26 protein-coding genes and 1 pseudogene are annotated in these 26,439 nt (G+C 74.0%); 16 read left to right on the top strand and 11 right to left on the bottom strand.

All coding sequences use genetic code 11. The features are described from left to right. Positions 1-275: 275 nt before the first annotated feature. Positions 276-2,699, bottom strand: coding sequence for a GcvT family protein (locus ACQP1P_RS31035; protein ID WP_433076176.1), 2,424 nt, complete (start codon positions 2,697-2,699; stop codon positions 276-278). A 318-nt stretch (positions 2,700-3,017) separates the two neighbouring features. On the opposite strand from ACQP1P_RS31035, the gene ACQP1P_RS31030 reads away from it, so the two are divergent. Further along, positions 3,018-3,311 (top strand): DUF4193 domain-containing protein, encoded by a 294-nt coding sequence (locus ACQP1P_RS31030; RefSeq protein WP_433090167.1) that lies wholly within the window; start codon positions 3,018-3,020, stop codon positions 3,309-3,311. Between the two features lie 107 nt (positions 3,312-3,418). On the opposite strand, the gene ACQP1P_RS31025 is transcribed toward ACQP1P_RS31030, so the two are convergent. The 4 genes from ACQP1P_RS31025 to ACQP1P_RS31010 form a co-directional block, all read right to left on the bottom strand. Beyond that, positions 3,419-4,321, bottom strand: coding sequence for a ribonuclease Z (locus ACQP1P_RS31025; RefSeq protein WP_433076174.1), 903 nt, complete (start codon positions 4,319-4,321; stop codon positions 3,419-3,421). An 80-nt stretch (positions 4,322-4,401) separates the two neighbouring features. Next, the gene (locus ACQP1P_RS31020) at positions 4,402-5,034 is read right to left on the bottom strand and encodes an HNH endonuclease family protein (protein ID WP_433076172.1); all 633 of its coding nucleotides are present in this window, start codon (positions 5,032-5,034) and stop codon (positions 4,402-4,404) included. A 142-nt stretch (positions 5,035-5,176) separates the two neighbouring features. After that, complete coding sequence (gene serA / locus ACQP1P_RS31015; RefSeq protein ID WP_433076171.1) at positions 5,177-6,403, bottom strand: phosphoglycerate dehydrogenase; 1,227 nt, start codon at positions 6,401-6,403, stop codon at positions 5,177-5,179. Between the two features lie 20 nt (positions 6,404-6,423). Continuing rightward, complete coding sequence (locus ACQP1P_RS31010; RefSeq protein ID WP_433076169.1) at positions 6,424-6,648, bottom strand: hypothetical protein; 225 nt, start codon at positions 6,646-6,648, stop codon at positions 6,424-6,426. Between the two features lie 20 nt (positions 6,649-6,668). Between ACQP1P_RS31010 and ACQP1P_RS31005 the strand changes: the two genes are divergently transcribed. The 5 genes from ACQP1P_RS31005 to ACQP1P_RS30985 all read left to right on the top strand — a co-directional run bounded on the left by ACQP1P_RS31005 (position 6,669) and on the right by ACQP1P_RS30985 (position 11,531). Continuing rightward, positions 6,669-7,295, top strand: coding sequence for a hypothetical protein (locus ACQP1P_RS31005; protein WP_433076168.1), 627 nt, complete (start codon positions 6,669-6,671; stop codon positions 7,293-7,295). Positions 7,296-7,420: 125 nt separating this feature from the next. Next, positions 7,421-8,287: a hypothetical protein gene (locus tag ACQP1P_RS31000; protein ID WP_433076166.1), complete on the top strand. Its 867-nt coding sequence runs from the start codon at positions 7,421-7,423 to the stop codon at positions 8,285-8,287. A gap of 10 nt (positions 8,288-8,297) precedes the next feature. Further along, a complete protein-coding gene (locus ACQP1P_RS30995; protein WP_433076164.1) occupies positions 8,298-8,984 on the top strand; it encodes a GNAT family N-acetyltransferase in 687 nt (228 codons plus the stop codon). A 51-nt stretch (positions 8,985-9,035) separates the two neighbouring features. Further along, positions 9,036-10,268 carry an EAL and HDOD domain-containing protein gene (locus tag ACQP1P_RS30990; RefSeq protein ID WP_433076162.1) on the top strand — a complete coding sequence of 411 codons (1,233 nt, stop codon included), beginning with the start codon at positions 9,036-9,038 and terminating at the stop codon, positions 10,266-10,268. 30 nt (positions 10,269-10,298) lie between these two features. Further along, positions 10,299-11,531 carry an EAL and HDOD domain-containing protein gene (locus ACQP1P_RS30985; RefSeq protein ID WP_433076160.1) on the top strand — a complete coding sequence of 411 codons (1,233 nt, stop codon included), beginning with the start codon at positions 10,299-10,301 and terminating at the stop codon, positions 11,529-11,531. Here ACQP1P_RS30985 and ACQP1P_RS30980 read toward each other — a convergent pair. Next, a complete protein-coding gene (locus tag ACQP1P_RS30980; protein ID WP_433076158.1) occupies positions 11,460-12,683 on the bottom strand; it encodes an MFS transporter in 1,224 nt (407 codons plus the stop codon). The genes ACQP1P_RS30985 and ACQP1P_RS30980 overlap by 72 nt on opposite strands. Positions 12,684-12,769: 86 nt before the next feature. Between ACQP1P_RS30980 and ACQP1P_RS30975 the strand changes: the two genes are divergently transcribed. After that, on the top strand, positions 12,770-13,768 hold the full coding sequence (locus ACQP1P_RS30975; RefSeq protein WP_433076156.1) for a phosphatase PAP2 family protein: 999 nt from the start codon (positions 12,770-12,772) through the stop codon (positions 13,766-13,768). Here the strand turns inward: ACQP1P_RS30975 and ACQP1P_RS30970 are convergent. After that, positions 13,752-14,618: a Vgb family protein gene (locus ACQP1P_RS30970; protein ID WP_433076155.1), complete on the bottom strand. Its 867-nt coding sequence runs from the start codon at positions 14,616-14,618 to the stop codon at positions 13,752-13,754. The two genes, ACQP1P_RS30975 and ACQP1P_RS30970, sit on opposite strands and share 17 nt — an antisense overlap. A gap of 178 nt (positions 14,619-14,796) precedes the next feature. On the opposite strand from ACQP1P_RS30970, the gene ACQP1P_RS30965 reads away from it, so the two are divergent. Further along, complete coding sequence (locus ACQP1P_RS30965) at positions 14,797-16,500, top strand: ABC transporter substrate-binding protein (protein ID WP_433076153.1); 1,704 nt, start codon at positions 14,797-14,799, stop codon at positions 16,498-16,500. A gap of 38 nt (positions 16,501-16,538) precedes the next feature. Then, a complete protein-coding gene (locus ACQP1P_RS30960) occupies positions 16,539-16,742 on the top strand; it encodes a hypothetical protein (protein WP_433076151.1) in 204 nt (67 codons plus the stop codon). A 17-nt stretch (positions 16,743-16,759) separates the two neighbouring features. Here the strand turns inward: ACQP1P_RS30960 and ACQP1P_RS30955 are convergent. Both ACQP1P_RS30955 and ACQP1P_RS30950 read right to left on the bottom strand, forming a co-directional pair. Further along, a pseudogene (locus ACQP1P_RS30955) lies at positions 16,760-17,224 on the bottom strand (phosphotransferase); the annotation flags it as partial. Next, positions 17,214-17,786, bottom strand: a complete 573-nt coding sequence (locus ACQP1P_RS30950; RefSeq protein ID WP_433076149.1) for a TetR/AcrR family transcriptional regulator — start codon at positions 17,784-17,786, stop codon at positions 17,214-17,216. The pseudogene ACQP1P_RS30955 and the gene ACQP1P_RS30950, both read right to left, overlap by 11 nt. 58 nt (positions 17,787-17,844) lie before the next feature. Here ACQP1P_RS30950 and ACQP1P_RS30945 point away from each other — a divergent pair, with 58 nt between their 5' ends. Further along, a complete protein-coding gene (locus tag ACQP1P_RS30945; RefSeq protein ID WP_433076147.1) occupies positions 17,845-18,813 on the top strand; it encodes an NADP-dependent oxidoreductase in 969 nt (322 codons plus the stop codon). Next, on the top strand, positions 18,810-19,163 hold the full coding sequence (locus tag ACQP1P_RS30940) for a DUF1304 domain-containing protein (protein ID WP_433076145.1): 354 nt from the start codon (positions 18,810-18,812) through the stop codon (positions 19,161-19,163). Before ACQP1P_RS30945 ends, ACQP1P_RS30940 begins: the two co-directional genes overlap by 4 nt. A gap of 3 nt (positions 19,164-19,166) precedes the next feature. On the opposite strand, the gene ACQP1P_RS30935 is transcribed toward ACQP1P_RS30940, so the two are convergent. After that, positions 19,167-20,204, bottom strand: coding sequence for a hypothetical protein (locus tag ACQP1P_RS30935; RefSeq protein ID WP_433076144.1), 1,038 nt, complete (start codon positions 20,202-20,204; stop codon positions 19,167-19,169). 109 nt (positions 20,205-20,313) lie between these two features. Between ACQP1P_RS30935 and ACQP1P_RS30930 the strand changes: the two genes are divergently transcribed. The 4 genes from ACQP1P_RS30930 (at position 20,314) to ACQP1P_RS30915 (ending at position 24,931) form a co-directional block, all read left to right on the top strand. Continuing rightward, positions 20,314-23,106, top strand: a complete 2,793-nt coding sequence (locus ACQP1P_RS30930) for a cellulose binding domain-containing protein (RefSeq protein WP_433076143.1) — start codon at positions 20,314-20,316, stop codon at positions 23,104-23,106. A 72-nt stretch (positions 23,107-23,178) separates the two neighbouring features. Next, positions 23,179-23,880, top strand: coding sequence for a peptidylprolyl isomerase (locus tag ACQP1P_RS30925; RefSeq protein ID WP_433076141.1), 702 nt, complete (start codon positions 23,179-23,181; stop codon positions 23,878-23,880). Positions 23,881-23,897: 17 nt separating this feature from the next. Beyond that, a complete protein-coding gene (locus tag ACQP1P_RS30920; RefSeq protein ID WP_433076139.1) occupies positions 23,898-24,233 on the top strand; it encodes a tyrosine-protein phosphatase in 336 nt (111 codons plus the stop codon). Beyond that, positions 24,233-24,931: an HAD family hydrolase gene (locus ACQP1P_RS30915; protein ID WP_433076137.1), complete on the top strand. Its 699-nt coding sequence runs from the start codon at positions 24,233-24,235 to the stop codon at positions 24,929-24,931. Before ACQP1P_RS30920 ends, ACQP1P_RS30915 begins: the two co-directional genes overlap by 1 nt. On the opposite strand, the gene ACQP1P_RS30910 is transcribed toward ACQP1P_RS30915, so the two are convergent. Continuing rightward, entirely contained in the window at positions 24,905-25,798 is an 894-nt protein-coding gene (locus tag ACQP1P_RS30910; protein WP_433076135.1) for a GIY-YIG nuclease family protein, read from the bottom strand. The genes ACQP1P_RS30915 and ACQP1P_RS30910 overlap by 27 nt on opposite strands. A 16-nt stretch (positions 25,799-25,814) precedes the next feature. On the opposite strand from ACQP1P_RS30910, the gene ACQP1P_RS30905 reads away from it, so the two are divergent. Beyond that, a complete protein-coding gene (locus ACQP1P_RS30905; RefSeq protein ID WP_433076133.1) occupies positions 25,815-26,414 on the top strand; it encodes a DUF402 domain-containing protein in 600 nt (199 codons plus the stop codon). Positions 26,415-26,439: the final 25 nt, after the last annotated feature.

Raw genomic sequence — 26,439 nt, 5'->3', positions numbered from 1 at the left:
ACCAGGTCGCCGGCGAGGTCGCGGGCGCCGATGCCCGCGTTCCGTGCGGGTCACCCGTGCGACCCGCGATTGCGTGCGGATCACGTCGTGCGAGCCGCGATGTCGTGCGGGTCGCGTCGCGCGGCCCGCGGTGGACGGGCGCCGGACGCCGGTCCACCGCAACAGCATGTGGGCACAACCGGGCGCGGCGTACCACATTGCTCCTATCGGCCATTGCCGGATCGCACGGGCGGGACCGGGCAGGAGCCGCGCTTCGACCCCGGGCGGAGGCCGGGTCAGGCCCGCACGCGGTCGCTCGACGGGTCGTACAGCGGCCGCAGCGACGCCCGCGCCGGATAGGTCGCGCCCGCGATCTCGACGGTCAGCGGGGCCGCGTCCAGCCACGCCTGGTCGAGCGCCTCGGCCCCCGCGTCGAGCATCGCCAGCCCCACCGCGCCGCCGAGCGTGTGCCCGTAGGAGGCCGCGCGCACGTAGCCCACGTCCCGCCCGTCGCGGCGGACCACCTCGGCGTGGTGCAGCAGTGCCTTCGGGTCGGTCACGAGCACCTGGACGAGGCGGCGGGTCAGCGGCCCGCGCGCCCGGCGGGCCAGGACGGCGTCGCGGCCGATGAAGTGCTCCTTGTCCCACGCCACGGCGAAGCCCAGCCCGGCCTCCAGCACGTCGTCGGTGTTGTCGATGTCGTGGCCGTAGTCGCGGTACCCCTTCTCGAGGCGCAGGCTCGCGAGCGCCTTGAGCCCCGCGTGGCGCAGCCCGTGCCCGGCCCCGGCCGCCACCAGGCGGTCGTGGACGTGCACCGCCTGCTCGGCGGGGACGTAGAGCTCGTAGCCCAGCTCCCCGACGTACGTGATCCGCAGGCACAGCACCCGCGCGAAGCCGATCTCGAGCTCGGCCGCCCCGCGGAAGGGCAGGGTGACGTCGGCGCCGCAGGCCTCGGCCAGGATCTCCCGGGAGCGGGGGCCCTGCACGTTGAGCTGGGCCCAGCCGGAGGTGACGTCGGCGGCGAAGGCGAGCCGGCCGTCGAGGTGGCGGCGCAGGCGGGCGAACGCGTGGCGGTGCGCGGTGTCGGAGGCGACCACCCAGAACCGCTCCTCGTCGAGCTGGGTGACGGTCAGGTCGGCCTCGATGGTCCCGCCCTCGTTGAGCCACTGGGTGTAGGTGACCCGGCCGGGGTTGGCGACCCGGCCGGCCGACAGCTCCTCCAGCGCGGCGGCGGCGTCGCGGCCCTCGACGAGGAACTTGGCCATGAAGGACATGTCCATGAGGACCGCGTCCTCGCGGGCCGCCCGGTGCTCGGCCGCCCACTGGGCGAACCACTCCGGCCGGCCCCACGTGGGCACCGGCGAGCCCTCGAACTCGTAGACGTCGGGCATCTCCCAGCCGGAGACGTCCCGGCGGTACGGGCGCAGCGCGTGGACACGGTCGTGCAGGGGGGAGCGGCGGGCGTCGCGGCCGGAGGCGAACGCCTTGTGCGGGAAGTGCGTCGCGTAGACCTGGCCCAGCGCCTCGACGGTGCGGGCGGCGCGGTACTCCCGGTTGCGCTGGTAGGGCTGGAGGCGGTCGATGTGCATCCCGGTCACGTCGACGTCGGGGCGGCCCTCGGCGATCCAGGTGGCCAGGGCTCGGCCGATGCCGCCGCCGGTGAGGATGCCGATCGAGTTGAGCCCGGCCGCGACGAAGTAGTTGCGCAGCTCCGGGGACTCGCCGAAGACCGGCGCCAGGTCGGGCGTGAAGCTCTCCGGGCCGCAGAAGAAGGTCCGCACCCCGGCGGTGGCGGTCACGGGGATGCGGCTCATCGCCCGCTCGAGGTAGGGCGCCATGCGGTCCCAGTCGGGCGGGAGCGTGCCGAACGAGAACCCGTCGGGCACCCGGTCGACGCTCCACGGGGCGGCGGCGCCCTCGAACAGGCCGACCATGAGGCCGCCGGTCTCCTCCCGGAAGTACCCGTATGATCCCGGGTCCTCCAGCACGGGCAGTTCGGCCGAGACGCCGTCGATGGGCTCGGTGATGAGGTAGTAGTGCTCGGCCGCCTGCAGCGGCACGCTCACCCCGGCCTCCTCGCCGAGCTGGCGGGCCCACATGCCGGCGCAGTTGACCACGATCTCGGCCTCGACGTCGCCGAAGGGGGTGCGCACGCCCGTGACCGTGTCCCGGCGGCGCAGGGTGCCGGTGACCGGTACCCCTTCCAGGATGCGCACGCCCATCTGCCGGGCGCCCTTGGCCAGGGACATCGTGACGTCGACCGGGTTGGCGCGGCCGTCCTCGGCGACGTAGAACCCGGCCAGGACGTCGTCGGTGCGCGCGAGCGGGAACAGGGCGCGGACCTCGGCCGGGGAGATCTCGTGGACGTCCACGCCGAGGTGCCGGTTGAACGCGGCGACGCGGCGGTACTCCTCCAGCCGCCCCTCGTCCGCGGCGAGCTCGATGAACCCGCACTGCCGCAGGCCCGTCGACAGCCCGGTCTCGGACTCCAGGCTCGCGTACAGGTCGCGGGTGTACTGCCGCATCCGCGTCGAGGTCTCCGACAGCGAGCCGAAGGTGACGATGAGCCCGGCCGCGTGCCAGGTGGTGCCGGCGGTGAGCCGGTCGCGCTCCAGCAGCAGCACGTCGGTGATGCCGGCCTTGGCCAGGTGGTAGGCGACCGACGTGCCGATCACACCGCCGCCGACGACGACCACACGCGCGCGCTGGGGAAGGTTCATGGGCGAAACTGTAGTGGCCGCCACCGCCGCGTTCCTCCGTTCGGCCAGCCCGCCGCCGCGACCTGCGGCTTTCTGCTCTGCGCGACGACATGCGGACCGAGAATCGCAAAAGTGCCCACACGGGCGACCCGGCGAGGTAGCCTCGTTGGCGCTGCCGCTGTTGATATGTCCACAGTGGACCGAATTCGGCGCCGGATCGGCATGAGCCGGCGTGATTCGGGACACTCCTCGATTCATTCATGTCGGTCGGGAACACATCCGGGGCCGGCGGCGTTCGTTACACAACCAAGTCACCAAGAGAGGGTGAACGCCATGGCCATCAGCACCGACTACGACGCGCCGCGCAACCCGGTCGGAGCGGACCTCGCCGAGGACAGCCTCGAGGAGCTCACCGCGCGCCGGAGCAACGGCCAGTCGGCGTCCGTCGACGTGGACGAGAACGAGTCCGGCTTCGAGCTGCCCGGCGCCGACCTGACCGACGAGGAGCTCACGGTCCCGGTCGTGCCGATGCGGGGCGACGAGTTCCGCTGCTCGAGCTGCTTCCTCGTGCACCACCGCAGCCAGCTGTCCCGCGAGAAGAACGGCGCGCCGATCTGCCGCGAGTGCGACTGACGCAACCGGCCACGACCGGCCGGACCGGACTGAACTCGACTGGACTCGACTGAACTGAACTCGACTGAACTGAACTGGACTGAACCGGACCGGACCGAACTGCAGACCTAGCCGCGGATTCTGACCCGGATCAGGTCCTCGGCCACGACAACCTCGCCGTCGAACACCGCTTCCGCCTCCCGCCGGAAGCGCGACGGGTCGTCGTAGCGCTGCGAGAAGTGGGTGAGCACGAGCGTGCGCACCCCGGCATCCGCGGCCACCCGCGCCGCCTGGGCGGCGGTCAGGTGCCCGTGCGCGACGGCCAGTCCCTCGTCCTCGGCGAGGTAGGTCGACTCGATGACGAGCACGTCGGCGCACTCGGCCAGCGCCCGCACGCCCGCGCACAGGCGCGTGTCCATCACGAACGCGAAGCGCTGGCCGCGCCGGGGCTCGCTCACGTCCCCCAGGCTCACCCCGCGCAGCCGCCCGTCCCGCTGGAGCACGGCGACGTCCGGGCCGGCGATGCCGTGCTCGCGCAGGCGCTCGGGGAGCATCCGCCGCCCGTCGCGCTCGGCCAGCCGGAAGCCGTAGGCGTCGATGCCGTGGTCGAGCCGGTGCGCCTCCAGCCGCCACGTCGCCGTCTCGGCCAGCGTGAACAGTCCGTCGCCGTCGATCGGGTGCTTGGTGAGGGTGACGGTGTCGTGGTACGGGGTGGCGTGGCGGAGGCGGTCGAAGTACACCTCGCCGGAGGCGGGGAAGTAGGCCTGCACGTCGTGGGGCGAGTTGTCCAGGGACATGCGCTGGACGACCCCGGGCAGGCCGAGGCAGTGGTCGCCGTGGAAGTGTGTGAGGCAGACCCGGGTGATGTCGCTCGCGGCGACGCCGGCGTGGGCCATCTGGCGCTGGGTGCCGTCCCCGGGGTCGAAGAGGAATCCCTCGCCGTCCCAGCGCAGGAAGTACCCGTTGTGGTTGCGCAGCCGCGTCGGGACCTGGCTGGCGGTGCCGAGCACGACGAGTTCACGGGGCGACATCCCGGCGACTGTACCGGCGCGTCCGGCCGATCCGCGGGCGGGCGGCGGGGTGCGCCGCCCACCGGCGTCCGGCCCCGGGCTCAGCAGGCGTTGAGCATCGTCTGCAGGGCCGTCTTCTCCGAGGACTGCAGCTTCAGCCCGTAGGTGTACTTCACGTTGATCCACATCCGGGCGTACGTGCAGCGGTAGGAGGTCAGCGGCGGCTGCCACGTCGACGGGTCCTGGTCGCCCTTGGACTGGTTCACGTTGTCGGTCACGGCGATGAGCTGCGGGTGCGTGAGGTCGTTGGCGAACGCCTGGCGGCGGGCCGTCGTCCACGAGCTCGCGCCGGAGCGCCAGGCCTCGGCCAGGGGCACCACGTGGTCGATGTCGACGTCGCCGGAGGCGGTCCAGGTGGCGCCGTCGTACGGGCTGTACCAGCGGCCCGACGTCGCGGCGCAGGTGCTGCTGGTGACGACCGACGTGCCGTCGCGCTTGAGCACGGTCTCCCGCGTGTCGCACGAGCCGCTGATGGTGATCCAGTGCGGGAACTTGTCGCGGCTGTAGCCGCTCATCGAGCCCTCGGTGGCCACGGTCAGCGCGTTGAGCTGCGTCTGGGCCGTGGCCTTGGACGGGATTGCGGGCGGGGTGGCCCCGGCCGGCCCGGCGAGCCCGACGGCGACCCCGGCCCCGGCGACGACGACCACGGCGGCCGCGCGAACAACCCTGAGCATGCGTGCTCCCTTCGCAGGTGATGGGAGCACGCTGTCGCCCGGTGATGAACGAAGCCCGTCCCGGGCGTGACTTTAGATCGAAAAGTTTCGATGCAAAGCCGCATCCGGGACGGGCGCGGGTCGGGAGCGGGTCAGGACAGGGTCAGGACAGCACGCGCAGCTGGACCGTCGTGGCCATCGCCGCCAGCTGCGAGAGGATCTCCGGCGGGTACTGCGCCGCGACGTCGGTCAGCAGGTAGCCGTATTCGCCGCGGGTGGCCAGGATCTGCCCCTCGACGTTGACCTTGTGGCCGGCGAAGATGCTGTTCACGTCGGCGAGCACGCCCGGCACGTTGTGGTGCAGCAGCGCGATGCGGTGCGTGTCCGGCAGCGACGGCAGGTTGAGCGACGGCAGGTTGACGCTCAGCGTGGTCGAGCCCTCGGCGACGTACTTGTGCAGCTTCTCAGCCACGAACGAGCCGATGTCCGACTGCGCCTCCTCGGTCGAGCCGCCGATGTGCGGCGTGAGGATGACGTTGGGCAGGCCCCGCAGCGCCGAGACGAACTCGTCGCCCTTGGCCTTGGGCTCCTTCGGGAACACGTCGACCGCGGCGCCCGCGAGGTGGCCGTTGTCGAGGTGGCGGCGCAGCGCCTCGTGGTCGATGACGAAGCCGCGGCTCAGGTTCAGGAAGATGCTGCGCGGGCGCATCTTCGCGAACTGCTCCTCGCCGAAGAAGCCGCTGTTGCCCGGCCGGCCGTCGACGTGCAGGGTGACGATGTCGGCGACCTCGAGCAGCTCGTCGAGGGAGTTGCAGCGCACGGCGTTGCCCAGCGCCAGCCGCTCGGAGGTGTCGTAGAAATACACCCGCAGGCCGAGGTTCTCGGCGAGGACCGACAGCTGCGTGCCGATGTTGCCGTAGCCGACGATGCCGATGGAGCGCCCGCGGATCTCGTGGGAGCCCTCGGCGTCCTTGTTCCACACGCCGTTGTGCATGTCGGCGTTCTTCTCGGTGAGCCGCCGCGTCAGCGCGATGATCTCGGCGATCGCCAGCTCCACCACGCTGCGGGTGTTGGAGAAGGGCGCGTTGAAGACCGCGATGCCGGACTCGGCGGCGACGCGCAGGTCGATCTGGTCGGTGCCGATGCAGAAGGCGCCGATGGCGCGCAGCTGCTGGGCGGAGGCCAGGACGTTGGCGGTGACCTGGGTCTTGGAGCGGATGCCGAGCAGGTGAACCCCGTCGAGCTTGGCGATCAGCTCGTCCTCGTCGAGCGCCCGCCCGACGGTCTCGACCTCGTAGCCCTCGGAGCGCATCCGCTCGACCGCGATCGGGTGGATGTTTTCGAGGAACAGGACCCGCACGGGGCCGGTCTGGGATGTCAGTGGCAGCACACCATCCACACTAGGTGACCTCAGGGGGCACTGGTACGTGAGCCACGACTCGTCCCACCCTTTGCGGAGCCGCCGTCCGGCTGCCCGCCCAGGGACGCGACGGCGTGCCGGTCGCGCAGCTTCTCCCGGATCTCCTCCGGGGTGTAGGCCCGCCGCTGGCGCTCGGCCCGGGCCACCAGCGCACCCGTCGCCGCCACGCCGACGACACCGGCGAGCCCGACGACCTTCCACCACTTCATCCGCATGAGGCCCTAGGGTAGTCCCGGTGAAGGTCGATCTCGATGAGGCCGTACGGATGACACGCACGGGCGACCTCTGGGTGTTCCGCGGCCGCACCCCCGCCGACCGCGCCATCCAGACGCTGACCAACAGCCCGGTCAACCACGTGGGCATGGCGGTCGTGCTCGACGACATGCCGCCGCTGCTGTGGCACGCGGAGCTGGGCCGGTCGCTGCCCGACATGTGGACCGGCGCCCGCCAGCGCGGCGTCCAGCTGCACGATCTGCGCGACGCCGTGCTGGTCTGGGGCCGCCGCTACGGCCAGCGCGCCTGGCTGCGCCAGCTGTTCCCGGAGGCCGGGCCGGCGATGGAGGACGCGGTGCTCAAGACCGTCGCCCGCCTCGACGGCACCCCGTTCCCGTCCACCGCGCGGCTGGCCGGGCGGTGGTTCAAGGGCCGCCTGCCGCACCTGCGTGAGCCGTCCAGCGGCACGCTCGAGACCGCCTACTGCGCCGAGGTCGTCGCCGTGACGTACGAGGACATGGGCCTGCTCGCACGCGGGCGGCGGGCCAACTGGTACGACCCCGGCAAGTTCTGGAGCGGCGACGACCTGGAGCTGGAGCACGGCGCCACGCTGGGCGAGGAGATCGCCGTGGACCTGCCGGCGGCCTGAATCGCGGCATTCGCGGGGGTCCGGAGCGCTCCCAGGCGCTGTTGGGCACCCACCGGGAAGCGCCGCGGCAGATCTGCCCGTTCGGCGTGCTGAGTCCGCGCACCGGGCGAGGTAGCTTTTCTCGCGTGACCGAGCAGCCACACCAGCCCCTCGACCACGCGAAACCACCGGCCGCCGCCGCCGTCGGACCCGGCCCGGAGCTCGGCTCGGCCGCGACCCAGCCGCTGCCGTCCCCGGCCGAGCTCGCCGCCGCGGCCGCCCGGGCCGCGCGGGCCACCGAGGTCGCCGCGGCCCAGGCCGCCGCCCGCGAGGCGGAGGCCGCCGCGGCGCGCGCCACCCAGCCGCTGCCGCCGCCGGCCGAGGTCGCCGCCGCGGCCGAGGCCGCCGCCCGCGAGGCGGAGGCCGCCGCGGCGCGCGCCACCCAGCCGCTGCCGCCGGCGGCCAGGGTCGCCGCCGCGGCCGAGGCCCGCGACGGCGAGGCCGGCGACGCCACCCAGCCGCTGCCGCCGCCCCCGCCGCGGCCGCACCCCGAGCACCGCCCGCCGACGGCGATGATCGCCACGCTCGCCGCCGGGGTGCTCGTCGTCGGGGCCGTGCTTGTCGTGCTGATCGGGCGCATCGACCGGGGGCACGCCCCCGCGGCCGACTCGGCGCCGCAGACGTTCACCTCGCCGCAGGCCCTCGTCGACTACCTGGACCGGCGGGGGCTGCCCTGCTCCGGCTACGAGGCCGTCGGCGTCGACGCCGACGTGCCCGCCAAAGCCGTCGGGCGGGGCCGCTGCACGGCCGCCGGCGGCCCGGTCGACGTCGGGGTCTACGCCGGGCACGGCGACGTCGAGGCCGAGTGGTCCGCCGAGGCCGGCCAGTCCGGCCGGGCCGGCCGTGGACCGCTGTTCATGGCCCTGGGCGAGAACTGGACGATCGACGGCCCCGCGGACTGGACCAGGCGGGTCGCCGACGTCATGAGCGCGCAGTTCCGCTCCCAGCCGTAGGATCTTCACCGTGCTCGATCGGTTCCTGCGCGCGTGGCTCGGAAGCTGGCCGTCCCCCGGCGGCCTGCTCGTCGTCGGCAGCCCCCTGCGGGAGAAGCCCCGCTGGGACGGCGGGGAGCAGCGGGCCCTGGGCGTGACCGACGCGGGCGGCAACGGCGTGCTGTCCGTCCCGCCGTCGCGCCGCGACGCCGTCGCCGCGCTCGTCGCCGCCACCGCCCCGCGGGACCTCGAGGCGGCCCTCGGCGAGCACCTCCCGGCCCTTGTCGGGCGGCCCGAGCAGCACTGCTTCACCGGCGTGTTCCGCTGGAGCGAGGCGCCGGTGGCGATGGAGCCGGCGGGGGAGTGGGAGCCGTCGGACGGCCCGGGCATCCCCGACTGGCTGCGGCCCTTCCCCGGCCAGGTGCTCATCGCGCGGGAGGCGGGCACGGGGGAGTACCTGGCCGGCGTCGGGCTCAAGCCGCACGACCCGACCGGTGTCGAGATCTCCGTCGGCACCGAGGAGCGCGCCCGCGGCCGGGGACTGGCCCGGCGGCTCGTGACCCGGGCGGCCCGGCGGATCGTGGACGCCGGGGCGGTGCCGATCTACCTGCACGACCCCGCGAACACCGCGAGCGCCCACGTGGCCGACGCGTCCGGTTTCCCCGACCCGGGATGGCGGATTCACGCCCTGGCTGAAGCCGCGTCACGGGCCGCGTAACGCTCCGGCGGAAATCCGCAGATCCCGGCCGGGCGGGTCGATGAGTGCGGTATGTTCCCCCCTTCCGGCGCCGTGCACGTGGGCCGCCAGCCGATCTTCTCCCGGGACGGCGACGTGCACGGGTACGAGCTGCTCTTCCGGGGCGACGCGGGCGCGGTCGACGCCGACGAGCGCGGCGCCTACGCCACGAGCCGGGTGCTCATCACCGCGTTCACCGAGATCGGCATCGAGCCGCTGTGCGGGCGCGGGCTGTGCTTCGTGAACCTGACCCGGGAGTTCCTGGTCGGGGACCTGCCGCTGCCGTTCGACGCCGAGCAGGTGGTCCTCGAGATCCTGGAGACCGTCGAGATCGACGACGAGGTCGTGACCGCCGTCGCCGGGCTGGTCCGGCAGGGGTACCGCGTCGCGCTGGACGACTACGTCTTCGGCCTCGGCCACGAACCGCTGCTCGAGCTCGCCGCCTACGTGAAGATCGACGTGCTCGAGACCCCCGCGGAGGATCTGGCCGCGACGGTGCGGCGGTGCCGCAGGTACGCCGGCGTGAAGCTCGTCGCCGAGCGGCTCGAGACCGCCGAACAGCTCGACCTCGCCCGGGCGCTCGGCTTCGACTACTTCCAGGGGTACGTCCTGGGCCGCCCGCAGGTCGTGAGCGCCGCCGCCCTGTCGCCGTCGCGGCTGGCCCGGGTCGAGCTGCTGAGCCTGCTCGTCGGCCCCAGCATCCCGCTCGCCCGCGTGGTCGGCCTCGTCACCAGCGACCCGGCCCTGAGCCTGCGGCTGATGGCGGCCGCGAACGCCGACTCGCTCGGCCTGCCGGTCAAGGTGTCCTCGGTCCACGAGGCGGTCCTGCTGCTCGGCGTCGACCGGCTGCGGGACTGGGCCACCCTCATGCTCGTCAGCGACCTCGAGGGCCCGGACGACCCCGGCACCCACCAGCTCTCGGCCGCGATCACCCGCGCCCGCATGTGCCAGAACATCGCCGGGCGGATGGATCTGCCGCCCGAGGCCGCGTTCACCGCCGGGCTCGTCTCCGCCGTCGCCGAGCTGCTCGGCCAGCCCGCCGCCGACCTCGCGCTGCGCCTGTCGCTCAGTCACGAGGTGACCGAGGCGCTCGTCGGCGGCACCGGCCCGCTCGGCGAGCTGCTCTCCCTCGTCGCCGCCTACGAGGCCTCCGACCTGCCGATGCTGCTGGCCGCGCCGCTGCCGGTGGAGGACACCGCGCGGGCCTACCTCGACGCCGTCGCCTACACCGGGCAGATCATCGCCCCGCGGGCCCGCCCGGCTTGAATTGGGCCCGGTGTGACCGATAGTGCTGGTGTGGACAGCAATATCGGTCACACCAGGCCCGTGCACATCGGCCGTCAGGCGCTCTACGACGCCCAGGGCCGCGTCGCCGCCTACGAACTGCTGTTCCGCGACGGCCCGCACGCCCACGAGGCCACCGCGCGCGACAGCGCCGCGACGAGCCGGGTCATCGTCGAGGCGTTCACCGCGTTCGGCATCGAGGAGCTCGTCGGGGACCGGCCGTGCTTCATCAACCTCACCCGGGAGTTCCTGGTCGGCGACCTGCCGCTGCCGTTCCCGCCCGGCCGCGTCGGGCTCGAGCTGCTGGCCGGCATCGAGGTCGACGACGAGCTGGTGGCGGCCGCGGCCGCGCTGACCGAGCAGGGCCACCGGCTGGCGATCGACGGCTACACCGGCGACCCGGACACCGCCCGGCTGCTGCCCCACGTGCACTACGTGAAGGTCGACATGCTCGCCGGGGACCGGCACGCGATCGCCCGGATCGTCGAGGCGTGCCGGCGCATCCCGCGCATCCGGCTCATCGCCCAGCGGATCGAGACGCCCGAGCTGCTGGAGCTGGCGATCCGGCACGACTTCCAGCTGTACCAGGGCCACGCCCTGTCCCGCCCGCACCTGGTCACCACCCAGGCGCTGAACCCGACGCGGCTGGCCCGGGTCCGGCTGCTGACCGAGCTCGCGGCCGAGGACGTCGACCTGGACCGGGCCGTGGCCACCATCGAGCGCGACCCGGCGCTGGCCGTGCGCATCCTGCGCGGGGTGAACGCCGCCGCCAACGGCCTCAAGCAGCCCGTCTCGTCGATCTTCCAGGCGGTCGTGCTGCTCGGCATCCCGCAGGTGCGCCAGTGGGCCACGCTCATGATGGTCGCCGACCTCGCCGACGGCGACGAGTCCCGGCTCACCGACGCCGTGGTGCGGGCGCGCATGTGCCAGACGGTGGCCGAGCGCCGCGGCGCCGGGCCGGGCCCGACGGCGTTCACGGTCGGCCTGCTCTCGGCGATCGGCGACCTGATGGGCGGCCCGGTCGGCGTCCTGACCGAGCAGCTGCCGCTGACCGAGGAGGTCGCCGAGGCGGTCGTGCACGGCCATGGCGACCTCGGCGACGTGCTGCGCGACGTGCGCGCCTACCAGCGCGGCGAGTCCGTGCTCCGGTCCTGCGAGCCCGCCGGCGGCGACCTACACGCGGAACTCCTCGCGGCTCTGAGCTGGACGAACGCGTCGCTGGCGGAGCCCGAGCCGGCCGCCTGAGACCGCCGCCGTGACCAGGCCGAGGGCGAGCGTCGCCAGCGCGCTCACCAGCAGGGTGCGCTCCGCGCCGACCGCGGTCACCAGCGGGCCGCCGGCCGCCGTGCCGAGCGGCACGGCGATCACGGTGATCGAGCCGAACGCGGCCAGCAGCTGCGGCAGGCGCTCCGGCGGGGTGGTGCGCTGGAACAGGGCCATCATCACCGGCATGTACGGCGCCCAGCACAGCCCGGCGACCGCGAACGCCGGCAGGCTCACGGCCGGCGGCGCGCCCAGGCCGAGCGGGAGCACCGCCAGGCCGAACGCGACGATCACCGGCCAGGGCGGCAGGCGGCGCACGTACGGCGTGGCCAGGCCGCCCACGACCGCGCCGACGCCGAAGACGGTGTAGAAGACGCCGAGCAGGGTCGCGGAGGCGTGCAGGTCGTCGGCCACGTGCAGCGGCAGCGCGACGTAGAACGGGCCGAAGACCAGGAAGAACGCGAACGTCACCAGGAGCAGGCCGGCCTGGTCGCGGCCGAGGCGCACCCGGGCGGGGCCGGCGGGCGGGGCGTCAGCGGGCTTCGGCACGGCCAGGCGGTAGGTCAGGGCCAGCACCGCGAAGCTCGCCGCGTCGATCGCCAGGACCACGGCCGCGCCCGTCCAGCCGATGAGCAGGCCGGCCAGCGGCGGACCGGCGAGCGCGGCCGCCTCCGAGAGCGTCCCCATCACGCTGTTCGCGGCCAGGTGGTGCTCCTGCGGGACGCTTTGCGCGATGAGGGTGTACCGCCCCGCCGACCCCCACGCCGCGAGCAGCGACGACACCCCGAGCAGGGCGACGTAGAGCCCCGGCGTCAGCGCGCCGGTCGCGTGGACGAGGACGATCGCGGCCAGGGCGCTCGCGCGCAGGATCGCGTTCCGGCCCGCGAGCTGGGCGCCGGGGCGGTGCCGGAGATACCGCCCCAGGACCGCGCCGCCGAGGGCGCTCGGCAGCGAGTACGCCGCCACCGCGGCCGCGACCCAGGCGCCGCGCGCCGGTTGCGGGGCGAGCTGCAGCGCCAGCCAGCTCACGGCGACCAGGGACATGCCGTCGCCGAGGGCGGAGACGGCGATCCCGGGCAGGACGCGCCGCAGCACCGGGTGGGTCACGACGGGCCAGTAGGGGGAGGAGCGCATGCCGTTCAGGTGATCGCGAGGTGTACTGCCGCCACAAGAGATATCGCGATGAGCGCAATCGGCGCGATTGGGCTATCTTGCTGGCCATGCGTGGGTGGCCTCTCGGGCTCGCCGCGTGGCTGCTGGTCGTGGCGGTCGCGCAGGTGGCCGGCTTCATGGCGGTGTGGCGATTTTTCGTGCACAGCGAACACGGCCAGCTTCTGGACTACGTCGCCATCACCGGCAACAGCATCGGCCACGACCGCGTGGCGGGGCTGGTGCACGACACGCTCAGCACCATCTCCGTCGTGTCGGTCGCGGCGGCCACGGTCGTGATCGGCTTCATCGCCCTGGCCCGCCGGCGGGTGGCCCTGGGCGTCGGCGCGGTGCTGCTCATCGGCGGGTCGAACGCGACCACGCAGATCTTCAAGACGCTCATCTACCGCCCGCACCTCGGCGTCGACGTGGACCGGGTCGCGGCCGGCAACAGCCTGCCCAGCGGCCACACGACGGTCGCCGCGTCGGTCGCCGTCGCCCTGGTGCTCGTCGTGCCGCCCAGCACCCGCGGCGCCGTCGCGCTCGGCGGGGCCGTCGTGTCGGCCCTCGTCGGCGTGGCGACCCTGTCGGCGGGCTGGCACCGGCCCAGCGACGCGGTGGCGGCCCTGCTCGTGGTGGGCGCGTGGGCCGCGGCGGCGAGCCTGTTCATCCTCGTCGCCCAGCGGCGCCACGGCGGGGTGCGCTACGGCGCGGCGAACAGGTACACCACCGTCTTCCTCGCCCTGGTCTCGGCCGGGCTGCTGCTCGGCGCGCTGCTCGCGCTGTGGCTGACCGACGGGGTGATCACCCAGGCGGTCGACGACCTGAGCCGGCAGCGGCTGTTCGTCGCCTACGCGGGCGGCGCGCTCGGCATCGCCGGCACCGCGGGCCTCGTCGTCGCGGCCGTCCTGGCCACGGCCCACCGGGTCGTGCCGCGGTGGGTGCCCGAGCCCGGCGACGACGGCGCCGGGCCCGACGCCGGGGCCGGGTCTGCCCTGCCGCTCGCGGAGCAGGTCACCGTCCGGCTGCCCCGCGAGGAGCCGACGACGCAGGTCATCGCGCGGGGGTGAACCGGGCGACCGAGCCGCGTTCCAGCGCGACCCACACGGCGCCGCCGGGGGCGACGGCCAGGCCGTGCGGCTCCGAGTCCGGGGTGGGCAGGTCGTAGCCGCGGATGCCGGTCCCGCCGGCGTCGACGTGGCCGAGGCGGTTGCCGGCCCACTCGGTGAACCAGCACCCGCCGGCCGGGTCGGCGACGATCGCGTGCGGGCGGGCGGCGCGGTCCGGCAGCGGGAACTCGGCGATCGCGCCGCCGGCGGTGATCCGGCCGAGCTGCCCGGCGCCGATCTCGGCGAACCAGGCGGCCCCGTCGCCGGCGACCGTGATGCCGACCGGGGCGGCGCCCGGCGTGGGCAGCGCGAACACCGCCGGGTCGGGGGTCACGCGGGCGATCGCGTCGCCCTGGTTGAGGGTGCACCACACGGTGCCGTCCGGGGCGGCGGCGAGCATCGACGGCATCGCGCCCTCGGTGCCCAGCTCGAACGGGGTCGTCCCGCCGTCCGGGGTGACGCGCCAGACCCGGTCCGCGTTGAGCTCGCTCGTCCACAGGGCGCCGTCGGGGGCGACCGCCAGGCCGAAGGGGGACGGCACGGCGATCGAGGACTGCTCGCCGTCGGGCGTGATCCGGCCGACCCGGCCGTCCCGGAAGCGGGTGAACCACAGCGCGCCGTCGGGGCCGGTCGCGACGATCGACGGGCCCGCCTCCGGGTTGTCCAGCGGGAACAGCGTCACGTCGCCGTCGGGCGCGATGCGCGCGAGCCGGCCCGCGTGCACGAGGGTGCACCAGAGGGCGCCGTCGGGGCCGGCGGTGATGCCGTACGGCCCCCCGCCCTCCACGCCGATCTCGAACTCGCGCCACACGGTGCACCTCCGGAGTCGTCGGAGCGTCCAGTCTCGCGCGCCGGGCGGCCGCGGGGTGCGCGACCCCTCGCACCGGCGCGGGCGGCGCGACCACCGCGGACCTCGAGTCTGACGGGAGCGACGGTCCGGACCACGGCGGACCGGAGCCATGACTACTCTGGGTCATATGAACCGTACGGTGCGTGTCGGTCTGTGTGCCCTCGTCCTGCTCCTCGGCGGGTGCGCCGGGCGCGCCGGCGACACCGCGGAGGGCACGGCCGCGGAGGGGTTCGACGCGGGGCTCACCGCCGTGGTCAACCCGAGCACCACGCCCGGCGGCACGCTGCGCCTGGCCAGCGCCAACGACGTCGACTCGTGGGACCCCACCCGCTCCTACATCAACGCCGTCTACAACCTCCAGCGGCTCTACGTCCGCACGCTGCTCACCCCGGCCGCCGAGCCCGGCACCACCGCGCTCGTGCCCGACCTGGCCGCCGACCAGCCGGACGTGTCCAGCGACGGGCTGACCTACACGTTCCGCCTCCGCGACGGCGTGACGTTCGAGGACGGCACCCCGATCCGGGCCCAGGACGTCAAGTACGGCATCGAGCGCCTCTTCGCCCAGGACGTGCTGTCCGGCGGCCCGACGTACCTGATCGACCGGCTGGACCAGGGCCAGCACTACGCGGGGCCGTACCGGCAGCGTGACGGGCTGCGCTCGGTGAGCACGCCCGACGACCGCACGATCGTGTTCCACCTGGCCGAGCCGTTCGCCGACTTCCCGTACCTGCTCGCCATGGGCGTCGCCGCGCCCGTGCCGCAGGCGAAGGACACCGGCGAGCGCTACGGCGACCGGCCCGTCGCCTCCGGCCCGTACCGCTTCGACAGCATCGACCCCGGGCGCAAGGTCGTCTGGGTGCGCAACGGCGCCTGGAACGCCTCGACCGACCCGGTGCGCAAGGCGCTGCCCGACCGCATCGAGCTCACCATCGGCACCGACCCGGCCGAGATCGACCGGCAGCTGTTCGACGGCGACCTCGACGCCGACGCGGGCCAGGGCGGCGTGCAGGCGGCGACCCAGGCCAAGGTGCTGCTCGACGCCGGGCTCAAGGCGCACGCGGACCAGCCGACGACGGGGTTCGTGCAGTACGCGGCGCTGAGCACGAAGGTGGCGCCGTTCGGCGACGTGCACTGCCGGCGGGCGGTGCAGTACGCGGTGGACAAGGCCGCGGTGCGGACGGCGCGCGGCGGCGGGCAGATCGCGGGCGGCATGCTCCCGCCCGGCATTCCCGGCCACGACGAGGGACTCGACCCGTACCTGACGAAGTCGGGCCGGCCGCAGCCGGACAAGGCCCGCGACGAGCTCGCCCGGTGCGGCCGGCCCGACGGGTTCTCGACCGTCATCGCCACCACCGGCAGCCCGCGCTCGCTGAAGACGGCCGAGGCCGTGCAGGCCGCGCTCGCGAAGGTCGGGATCACCGCGCGGATCGACCCGTCCGACCCGTCGCTGTACGCCCGGTCCGTCGTCGGCAGCCCCGACAACGTGCACGCGAAGGGCTACGGGATCATCCTGTCGGCCTGGTCCGCCGACTTCCCGACCGGTTCCGGGTTCTACCCGACGCTGATCGACGGGCGGCAGATCCTGCCCAGCGGGAACAACAACTACGCCGAGCTCGACGACCCGCTCATCAACGAGCAGCTCGACAACGCGCGCACGGTCGCCGACCCGGTCCGCGCGGCCGGGATCTGGCAGCAGGTCGACGCCGAGGTGATGGACAACGCCTCGATGCTGCCGCTGCTGTACGACCAGGTGCTCAACTACCGCAACCCGCGCCTGACGAACGTGTTCGTGAACCAGTACTACGGCACCTGGGACGCGACCGCGCTCGGCGTTTCGCCGTGACAGGTTTGGCCGCGGCCGGGGCGGGATATCGGGTTGGTATGGCTGCTACAGATCGTCATGGGGTCCCGCGGGTCGACGAAGCGATCGACCTGCACACCATCCGCGACGAGGCCGAGGAGATCGCCGTGCCGGCGTTCGACTACATCGGCCAGCCCGTGGACGCGGTCGTCGACGGGCTCACCGGCCACGCGCGCGAACACGACGCCGACTCCGAGGACACCCAGGTCGCCGAGGAGGAGTGACCCGGCTACGGGCACTGTCACGCCGACGCTGACAGCAACTGCCGGAGGTGCCTCGCGGGCCCTTCGGCATGCGCTGTGCCCGGCTCGTGACCGGGGCCGGCGGACAGGGCCCGGTGCCAGGTCAGCGCCCGGATGACGTTGCCCGCGATCCGGGCGTGGCGCAGATCCTGCCGCAGCTCGGCGCGCGGGGCCAGGTCGGTGAAGACCTCGAGGTAGGCGTCCCGCGCCCGGTCGCCGGCGCCGCGCAGCGCGACGAGCATGGAGCCGAACGGGTGACCCAGGACGCTGTCACCCCAGTCGTAGCAGCGGCCGTCCGCGGCGAACACGTTGCCGGGGTGCAGGTCGGCGTGGTCGAGACTCGGCGGCACGCGAGACGGGGGACGGTCACGTCGCCGGTCCGGCGCCGCCCGGCCGCGGCGAGCCGGTCGTCCAGCCAGGCGAGCAGCTCCCGGTCGTCGCGGTGCGGGCCGGTCACGGCAGGGGGTGGGCGCCCTCGGGGCGCAGGCCGTCGAAGATGATCGCCAGGTAGCGGCGCCACAGGTCCGGCGGGGCGTCCGGGACCATCTCGGCGACGTGGTTCGGCGCGCACATGAGCAGGAACACGTCCGTGCCGGTCACGTCGGGCCGCACGGCGCCGTGCGCCCGGGCCCGGTCGACGAGCGCGTCGATCGCCGCCAGCAGCCGGGCGTGCATCCGGGCCATCTGCGGGTGGCCGTCGAACGCGGCGTGCAGGAACGTCAGGTCGCGCTGCTGGCGCTGCTCGGCCGCGATGGTCATGAACTCCAGCAGCGCCGCGCCCGCGTCGCCCTCGCGCCCCAGCCGCTCCCCGGCCGCGACCAGGGCCTCGATGCGGTCGAGCACGATCGCGGCGACGAGGTCCTCCTTCGTCGCGAAGTGCCGGAACACCGTGCCCTTGCCGATCCCGGCGCGCTTGGCGATGTCGGCGATCGACGCGCCGAGCCCGTGCTCGGCGAACTCGTCGGCGGCCGCCGCGAGCAGCAGGCGGCGGTTGCGGGCGGCGTCCGCGCGCATCGGGCGGGTCACGCGACCAACTTACGCGCACGAAGTTGACCGGCTGGTCCGTTTTCTCTAAGGTGACCGCATGGTCCGTTTGAGCATGCTCGCCCTCGTCGCCCGCGGCTACGGGCCGCCGGAGGAGTACGAGATCGCCGAGGTGCCGGTGCCCGAGCCGGGGCCCGGCCAGATCCGGGTGCGCGTCGCCGCGATGTCCGTCAACCCGGCCGACGTGCGCCTGCCCGCCGGGGACTTCCGCGGCACCGTCGAGCTGCCCTTCCCGCACATCCCCGGCAACGACTTCGCCGGCACCGTCGACGCGCTCGGCCCCGGCGTCGGGCGGTGGGCGCCCGGCGAGGAGATCTTCGGCTTCGCCACCCCGCGGGCGCTGCGGCACATGGGCAGTTCGTCGCTGAGCACCGGCGCCCTGGCGCAGTACGCGGTGTTCGAGGCCGAGACCCCCTTCCTCGCGCACCGCCCGGCCGGCCTCGACGTGGCCCAGGCCGCCGCGCTGCCGACCGTCGGGCTCACCGCCCGCGCGCTACTGGCCTCGGCCGGGCTGACGCCGGGGGAGCGGGTGCTCGTCGTGGGGGCGACCGGGGGCGTGGGCACCACCGTCCTGCCGCTGCTCGCCGCGGCCGGGGCGCACGTCGTCGCCACCGCCCGCGACGGCGACGCCGGGATCGTGCGCTCGCTGGGCGCCGCCGAGGTGATCGCGTACGACGACTACCCGGCCGGCGTCGATCTCGCGCTGAACCTCGTCGTGCCCGGCGACCGCCTCGCGCCGATCGCCGCGGCGGTGCGGCCCGGCGGCCGGCTGCTCACGATCACGTTTCCGCCGCCGCCCGCGTTCGACGGCGTCGACGTGCGGCTCGTGCTCGACATGCAGGCCCGCCACGGCGGCATGGCCGAGGTCGCGGCCGACGCGGTCGCGGGGCGGCTGCGGGCCCGGATCGACCGGGAGTACGCGTTCGCCGACGCCGCCTCGGCCCTCGCGCACTTCGCCCGGTGGCACAAGACCGGCAAGCTGGTCGTGCGGGTACCCTCGCTGACGTGAAGATCGCCGCCGACGTCCTCGTCGGAATCGTCGCCCTCCTGCACCTGTACTTCCTGGTGCTGGAGATGTTCCTGTGGACGGCCCCGCGGACCCGGGCGGCGTTCGGCACGACCGAGCAGTTCGCGGTCGCCAGCAAGGCGCTCGCCGCGAACCAGGGCCTCTACAACGGGTTCCTCGTCGCCGGGCTGGTCTACGGGCTCGTCGCCGGCAGCCTCGCGTTCCAGGTGTTCTTCCTCGTCTGCGTCATCGTCGCCGGGCTCTACGGGGCCGCGACCGCGAGCCGGCGCATCCTGCTCGTCCAGGCGCTGCCCGGCGCCCTCGCCCTGGCCGCGGTGCTGCTGGCCCGCTGAGGCCTAGCGCAGGTCGACGGACTTCCAGGCGTCGCCCTCCTGCCACCAGACCACGCCCGCCCGGGTCGCCGAGACGCCCGCGTCCGCCGTCAGGGTCAGCAGCGCCGAGGTCTGCAGGTCGTACGCGACCAGCGCGCTGCGCTCGTCGCGGTAGGTGGTGAAGATCTCGTAGCGGCCCGCCACCGCGTTGTCCACCGTGATCGCGGTCAGGTCGCCGGGAATGCGCCGGCGGTCCGAGCCGTCCGGGTGGCGCGCGTCGAACAGGAACCGGTCGCCGGCCGCGGTCACCATCGAGCGGCACCAGACCGGCGTGCACACCACCTGCTCGGCGGCGGCCTTCGTGACCACCTTCCGCTCGCCGGTGCGCGGGTCGGCCAGGGTCAGCGGGGCGGTGTCGTCGACGGAGAGCAGCCACGGCCAGGTGGTGTGCCGGAACCGGCCCGCGAACGATGTGGTCGTGACCGGGCCCCCGGTGACGGCGACGCTGCGCAGCTCGGTGCGGGCCCCGTCGTCGGGCGGGGCGGCGACCCAGTGCACGCGGCCGTCGGCGATCACGAGGTCGTACTCCGAGTCGAAGAACACCGCGGCCCCCATGTCCGCGGTCAGCGACACGGGCGCGGCCGGGCCGTCGAGCGGGGCGCGCCACAGCCGGGTCTCGTAGGCGCCGCCGGCCAGGGCGGAGCTCTCGGCCCAGTACAGCTGCCCGTCGGCGGCGGTGAAGCCGAGGAACTGCGCGTAGCGGCCCTTCGCCAGCCGGTGCAGCTCGCGGTCGCCGGCCCCGGTGCGCAGCATCAGGCGGTCCGCGGACCCGTCCGGCGTCGGCGCCGTCCCGGCGGAGACCCCGGCGCTCGCGTAGAACAGCGGGGTGTAGTCGGCCCCGTCGGGGAGCTTGGCGCTGACGGACACCGGTTCGGCGACCGGGGCCGGCGCCGGCGCCGGGGTGGCCCGGGGCGCCTCCGGGCTCCGGTGGACGGTCGCCAGCAGGACACCGCCGGCCGTCAGCGCGACGGCGAGCGCGATCAACGGCCGCGGGTTGCTCATCCCGGCCAACCTAGCAACCCCGTGAGAGTTTCATCCTGTCGAAGCGCTTGACCAGCCCCCGACCTGGGGCGCGTTGACCCGCAAGAGTGGCCGATCCCACCATCCGCGCATGCGAATCAGACTGAACGGGGCCAGACCGAAACGGATCGGCGCCGCGGCCGTGGCGGCCGTGGCGGTCGCGGCCATCGGCGTCGCCGTCCAGACCGCCGTGCGGCCCGCCGATGCCGCTGCCGCCGACCCGTACACCTTCAAGAACGTGCAGATCGAGGGTGGCGGCTTCGTGCCGGGCATCATCTTCAACCAGTCGCAACAGGGCCTGGTCTACGCCCGCACCGACATCGGCGGGGCGTACCGGCTCGACACCTCCACCAACCGCTGGGTCCCGCTGCTCGACTGGGTGGGGCAGGACAACTGGGGCTACAACGGCGTCGTGAGCCTGGCCACCGACGCCGTCGACCCGAACAAGGTGTACGTGGCCGCCGGCATGTACACCAACTCCTGGGACCCGAACAACGGCGCGGTCCTGCGCTCGTCCGACAAGGGCGCCACCTGGCAGAGCACGCCGCTGCCGTTCAAGCTCGGCGGCAACATGCCGGGCCGCGGCCAGGGCGAGCGGCTCGCGATCGACCCGAACAAGAACTCGATCCTGTACCTCGGCGCGCCCAGCGGCAACGGCCTGTGGCGCAGCACCGACTCCGGCGTCACCTGGTCCAAGGTCACCACGTTCCCGAACCCGGGCAACTACGCCCAGGACCCGAGCGACCCCAACGGCTACCTGACCGACAACCAGGGCATCGTCTGGGTCACGTTCGACAAGCGCACCGGCTCGGCCGGCAGCACCACGCAGACCATCTACGTCGGCGTGGCTGACAAGCAGAACACGGTGTACCGCAGCACCGACGGCGGCACCACGTGGTCCCGCCTGGCCGGGCAGCCGACCGGGTACATCGCGCACAAGGGCGTCCTGGACGCCTCCGGCGGCTACCTGTACATCTCCACGTCCGACACCGGCGGCCCGTACGACGGGGCCAAGGGCGACGTGTGGAAGTACAACACCGCCACCGGCGCCTGGACGCAGATCAGCCCGATCCCGTCCAGCAGCACCGACGACTACTTCGGCTACAGCGGCCTGACGATCGACCGCCAGCACCCGAACACGATCATGGTCGCGACCCAGGTGTCGTGGTGGCCGGACGCCATCTTCTTCCGCAGCACCGACGGCGGCGCGACCTGGACCCGGATCTGGGACTGGACGAGCTACCCGAACCGCAGCTTCCGGTACAAGATGGACATCACCCGGTCGCCGTGGCTCGACTTCGGCACCAACCCCCAGCCGCCGGAGGTCACCCCGAAGCTCGGCTGGATGAACGAGTCCGTCGAGATCGACCCGTTCAACTCCAACCGCTTCATGTACGGCACCGGCGCCACCATCTACGGCAGCACCGACCTCACCACCTGGGACACCGGCGGCCAGATCACCATCAAGCCGATGGCCCCGGGCCTGGAGGAGACCGCCGTGCTCGACCTGATCAGCCCGCCGACCGGCGCCCCGCTGATCTCGGCCCTCGGCGACATCGGCGGCTTCCGCCACACCAACCTCGACGCGGTGCCGGCGGCGATGTTCAAGCAGCCGACGTTCACCTCGACCACCAGTCTCGACTACGCCGAGCTCAACCCGAGCGTCCTGGTGCGCGCGGGCAACTTCACCGACTCGGACCGCCCCAACGACAGCCACGCCGCGTTCTCCACCGACGGCGGCGCGAACTGGTTCCAGGGCACCGAGCCGGGCGGCATCGACGAGGGCGGCACCATCGCGGCGAACGCCGACGGCTCCCGCTTCCTGTGGGCGCCGAAGAACAGCGCCGTGGTGTACTCCGTCGGCTACGGCAACAGCTGGACCCAGTCCACCGGCATCCCGCAGAACGCGATCGTCGAGTCCGACCGGGTCGACCCGAACACGTTCTACGGCTACGCCGGCGGCTCGTTCTACGTCAGCCACAACGGCGGCGCCAGCTTCACCACCGCCGCGACCGGCCTGCCCACGACCGCCAAGTTCAAGGCCGTGGCCGGCGCGACCGGCGAGATCTGGCTGGCCGGGGACACCGGCGGGCTGCTGCGCTCGACCAACGGCGGCACGTCGTTCACGAAGCTCACCACGGCGACGGCGGCCCAGGCGGTCGGCTTCGGCAAGGCGGCGCCCGGCCGCACCAACCCGGCGGTGTTCATCGTCGGCCAGGTCGACGGCAAGAAGGGCGTCTTCCGCTCCGACGACGCCGGCGCCTCATGGCTGCGGGTGAACGACGACCAGCACCAGTACGGCAACATCGGCGAGGCGATCACCGGCGACCCGCGGATCTTCGGCCGCGTGTACCTGGGCACGAACGGCCGCGGCATCATCTACGGCGACCGCACCGGCCCGCAGCCGTCCTACTCGGCGTCGCCGTCGGCCTCCGGCTCCCGCTCGCCGTCCGCGTCGGCCTCCCCGTCGCGCTCGGCGTCGGCCTCCGCGTCGCCGTCGCGCTCGGCGTCCACGTCCCCGTCGGCCTCCGCGTCGGCCTCCGCGTCGGCCCCCGCCGGCGCGTGCAACGTCGCGTACAGCGTGACGGGCCAGTGGGGCGGCGGCTTCCAGGCCGCGGTGAAGATCACCAACAACTCGTCCGCCGCCGTCAACGGCTGGACGCTGCGGTGGGCCTTCGCCAACGGCCAGACGATCACGCAGATCTGGGGCGGCGTGAACACGCAGTCCGGGGCGAACGTGACCGTCACCAACGCCGACTACACGAAGACCATCGCCGCCGGCGGCGGGTCGGTGGAGTTCGGGTTCCTCGCGAACTGGAACAACTCGGCGAACGCCAAGCCCACGGCGTTCACGCTCAACGGCACCACCTGCTCCGTGAGCTGAGCCGGTCGTCGCATCGGACGCGCCGGTCCCCGCCACGGGGACCGGCGCGCCCGGTTGGCATAAGGTGACGAGGTGACTGTGCGCCGCCGAGCCGTGACCGTCGTTGCCGCCGCCTCCCTGCTGCTGGCCGGGTGCGCCTCGAAGACCGTCTCCTTCACGCCGGCCGAGGGCCGCGCGCTGTCGGCCGGGTCCCGGGCCCCGGCCCGGGCCGGGTCGTGCGTCTACTCGCCCGGGGAGCCGAGCGCGAACGGCAAGGACCTCGGCACGCCGCCCGCCACCCCGAAGACCGGCCCGGCCACGATGCGGATCGCCACGAACCTCGGCACGATCGAGATCGCCCTCGACGGGGCCAAGGCCCCCTGCGCGACCGGCAGCTTCGCCTACCTCGCCGAACGGCACTTCTTCGACGGCAGCAAGTGCCACCGGCTCACCACCGAGGGCATCTGGGTGCTGCAGTGCGGCGACCCGGCCGGCACCGGCGCCGGCGGCCCCGGCTACCAGTTCGCCGACGAGAACCTCGGCGCCCCCTACAAGCGCGGCACGGTCGCGATGGCCAACGCCGGGCCGGGCACCAACGGCAGCCAGTTCTTCGTCAACTACAAGGACAACACGCAGATCCCGCCCTCGTACACGATGCTGGGCACCGTGACCAAGGGCATGGAGATCGTCGACCAGGTCGCCGCGGGCGGCATCGGGGCCGAGGATCCGGGCGCCGGCGGCGGCCGGCCGAAGACCGAGATCACGCTGCAGATGCTCACCGTCACCTATCAATAGCGCCGGAGGTGTCGGCGATGCGCCCGCACTGGCCCGACTGCCGCAACGTCCGCGACCTCGGCGGGCTGCCCGCCGCCGGTGGCAGCACCGGGCGCGAACGGGCGCTGGTGCGGGCCGACTCGCTCCTGGTCGCGCTGCTGCTGCGAGTCGCGGGCGTGCCCGACGACGTGATCGCCGAGGACTACGCGTTCTCGGCGGTCTGCCGCGAGCGGCCCGGCGAGCCGGACCCGGGCACGATCCTGGCCGCCCTCGCGCGCGTCGACGAACTCCACGGCGACGTCGACGCCTACCTGCTCGCCCACGGCCTCACCGGGCGGCAGCTCGACGCCCTCCGCGCCCGGCTGGTGGCCTGATGCGCGCGGTCGTCTTCGACTTCTTCGGCACGCTCACCGACCCGGGCATCGAGGCCGGTCGGCGCGACGCGGCCTACGTCACCGCGGCCGCGCTCGGGGTGCCGCCCGAGTCGTTCTGGACCGCGCTGGGGACCTCGTTCACCGAACGCATCACGGGCCGTCACGGCGGCACCCGCTCGATCCTGGCCGAGATGGCCCGCCGCTGCGGCGCGGAGCCGGACGAGGCGAGCCTCGACGCGGCCGTCGAGGCCCATCACGCGGGTTCGGTACCGCTCTGGCGCCCCCGCCCCGGGGCGCTCGAGGTGCTCGCGGACCTGCGCGGGCGGGGGCTGCGCCTCGGGGTGCTCAGCGACTGCGGGGCCGAGCTGTGCCAGGGGTGGGCCGCGACGCCGTACGCGCCGCTCATCGACGCCACCGTGTTCTCGTGGGAGGAGGGCGCCCGCAAGCCGGAGCCGCGGCTGTACGCCACCGCCGCGGCGCGGCTCGGGGTGGCGGCGGGGGAGTGCTGGTACGTCGGCGACGGCGGCAGCCGCGAGCACCAGGGCGCCCGGGCGGCGGGCATGCGCCCGGTGCTGGTGACGAACGCGGGCTACCCGGGCGCGGGCGTGCACCGCGACGACCCGGACTCGTTCGTGCCCCCGGACACCGTCGACGACCTCGACGGCCTGCGGTCACTCGTGCTGCAGGCGGCTCGCTAGCTCGGCGGCCCGCTCGGCGAAGGCGCGCCACTGCGGCGGGGTCGCGGTGAGGTACCTGCGCGCCAGCACCGGCGTCGACGGGCGCTGGGTCCACTCGTCGAGCCGCCCCGCCCGCACCCGCAACAGCACCAGGATCCCGTCGGTGAAGCCGGCCGCCCGCAGCTCGGCGGGCTCCAGGGTCGCGGTGCGCTGCGGGCTGACGATCCAGTCCAGGGCCTCCAGCTCCTCGTGGATCTCGGCGGCCAGCTCGAACGAGAGGTTCGCCGAGGCCTTCTCGCGCAGCGCGATCAGGTCGTTGCGGGCCCGGTCCAGCTCGTCCGGCTCGCGCTCGAGGATGGCGCGGATCGAGGAGGCCAGGGCGTCGCGGTCCGCGGGGGTCACGCCGCGGGCGGCCGCCATGTCCCGCTCCGCGCCGGTCAGCCGCGCCCCGGTGTAGGCCAGCGGCCGGATGCGGTGCAGCGCCGAGACGGCGTTGCGGGCTCGTGCGCCGCCGAGGTACGGGCCGAAGCAGCCGGGCTTGGGGGAGTACAGAATCCGCAGCCCCGGCGCGTGGGGACCGTCGTCGAGTCCGATGTGGACGGTGGACTCCTGCCCGTCGCGGGCCCGGTTCCAGCGCGGCTTGCGCCGGCGCAGCAGGTTGCGCTCCAGCCACGCGGCCTCGTGCACCGAGTCGCACACGACCGCCTCGACGGCCGCGACGAGCGGGACCATCCGGCGCAGGCGGGGCCGGTCGCGCAGGTCCGACCAGTACGACGCCACCCGGGCGCGCAGCGACGTGGCCCGGCCGATGTAGAGCACCTTGCCGGCGGCGTCGCGGAAGCGGTACACGCCGGGCGCGGACGGCAGCCGGCGAACCGCGGCGGGCATGGACATTCTCCGTAGTATGGTCGATATGCTGCTGCGCCGGTACTTCCGGGGCCCGCACCTGAGCTGGGCCCAGGCCGTGCACCCGGTCGCCGACGACGAGCGGGGCCTGCTGGTCTGGCTCCCGGCCGGCGCCGGCTTCGCCTGCCGCACCGAGCCCGACGGCACCCCGCTGCGCGGCGCCACGGCGATCGAGGACTACGGCGCCGCCCCGCTGCGCCGCCGCACCTGGGCCGACCGCGACGTGCTGATCCTGCATCCCCCGGCCGCGGCGCACTCGGTGTGGTGGTTCTTCCGCGAGGGCCGGTTTCTCGGTTGGTACGTCAACCTCGAGGCGGTCCTGGCCAGGCACGCCGGCGGCATCGACGTGATCGACCACCACCTGGACATCGTGGTGGACCCGGACCGCACCTGGCGCTGGAAGGACGAGGACACCTTCGCGGCGTGCGTCGACCGCCCCGGCTTCTGGACCACGGCCGAGTCGCTGGCGATCCGCGCCGAGGGTTCACGCGTGGCCGCCAAGGCCGACCGCGGCGAGTTCCCGTTCGACGGCACCTGGCAGGACTTCCGCCCCGACCCGGCCTGGCCCATGCCAAATCTCCCCCCGAGTCCCCTCTAGCGGCCGTTTCGGCCATCCTCGGGCC

Source organism: Dactylosporangium sp. CA-052675 (assembly GCF_050947935.1).
GTDB lineage: Bacteria > Actinomycetota > Actinomycetes > Mycobacteriales > Micromonosporaceae > Dactylosporangium.
This window is presented reverse-complemented; position numbering and strand designations above follow the sequence as displayed.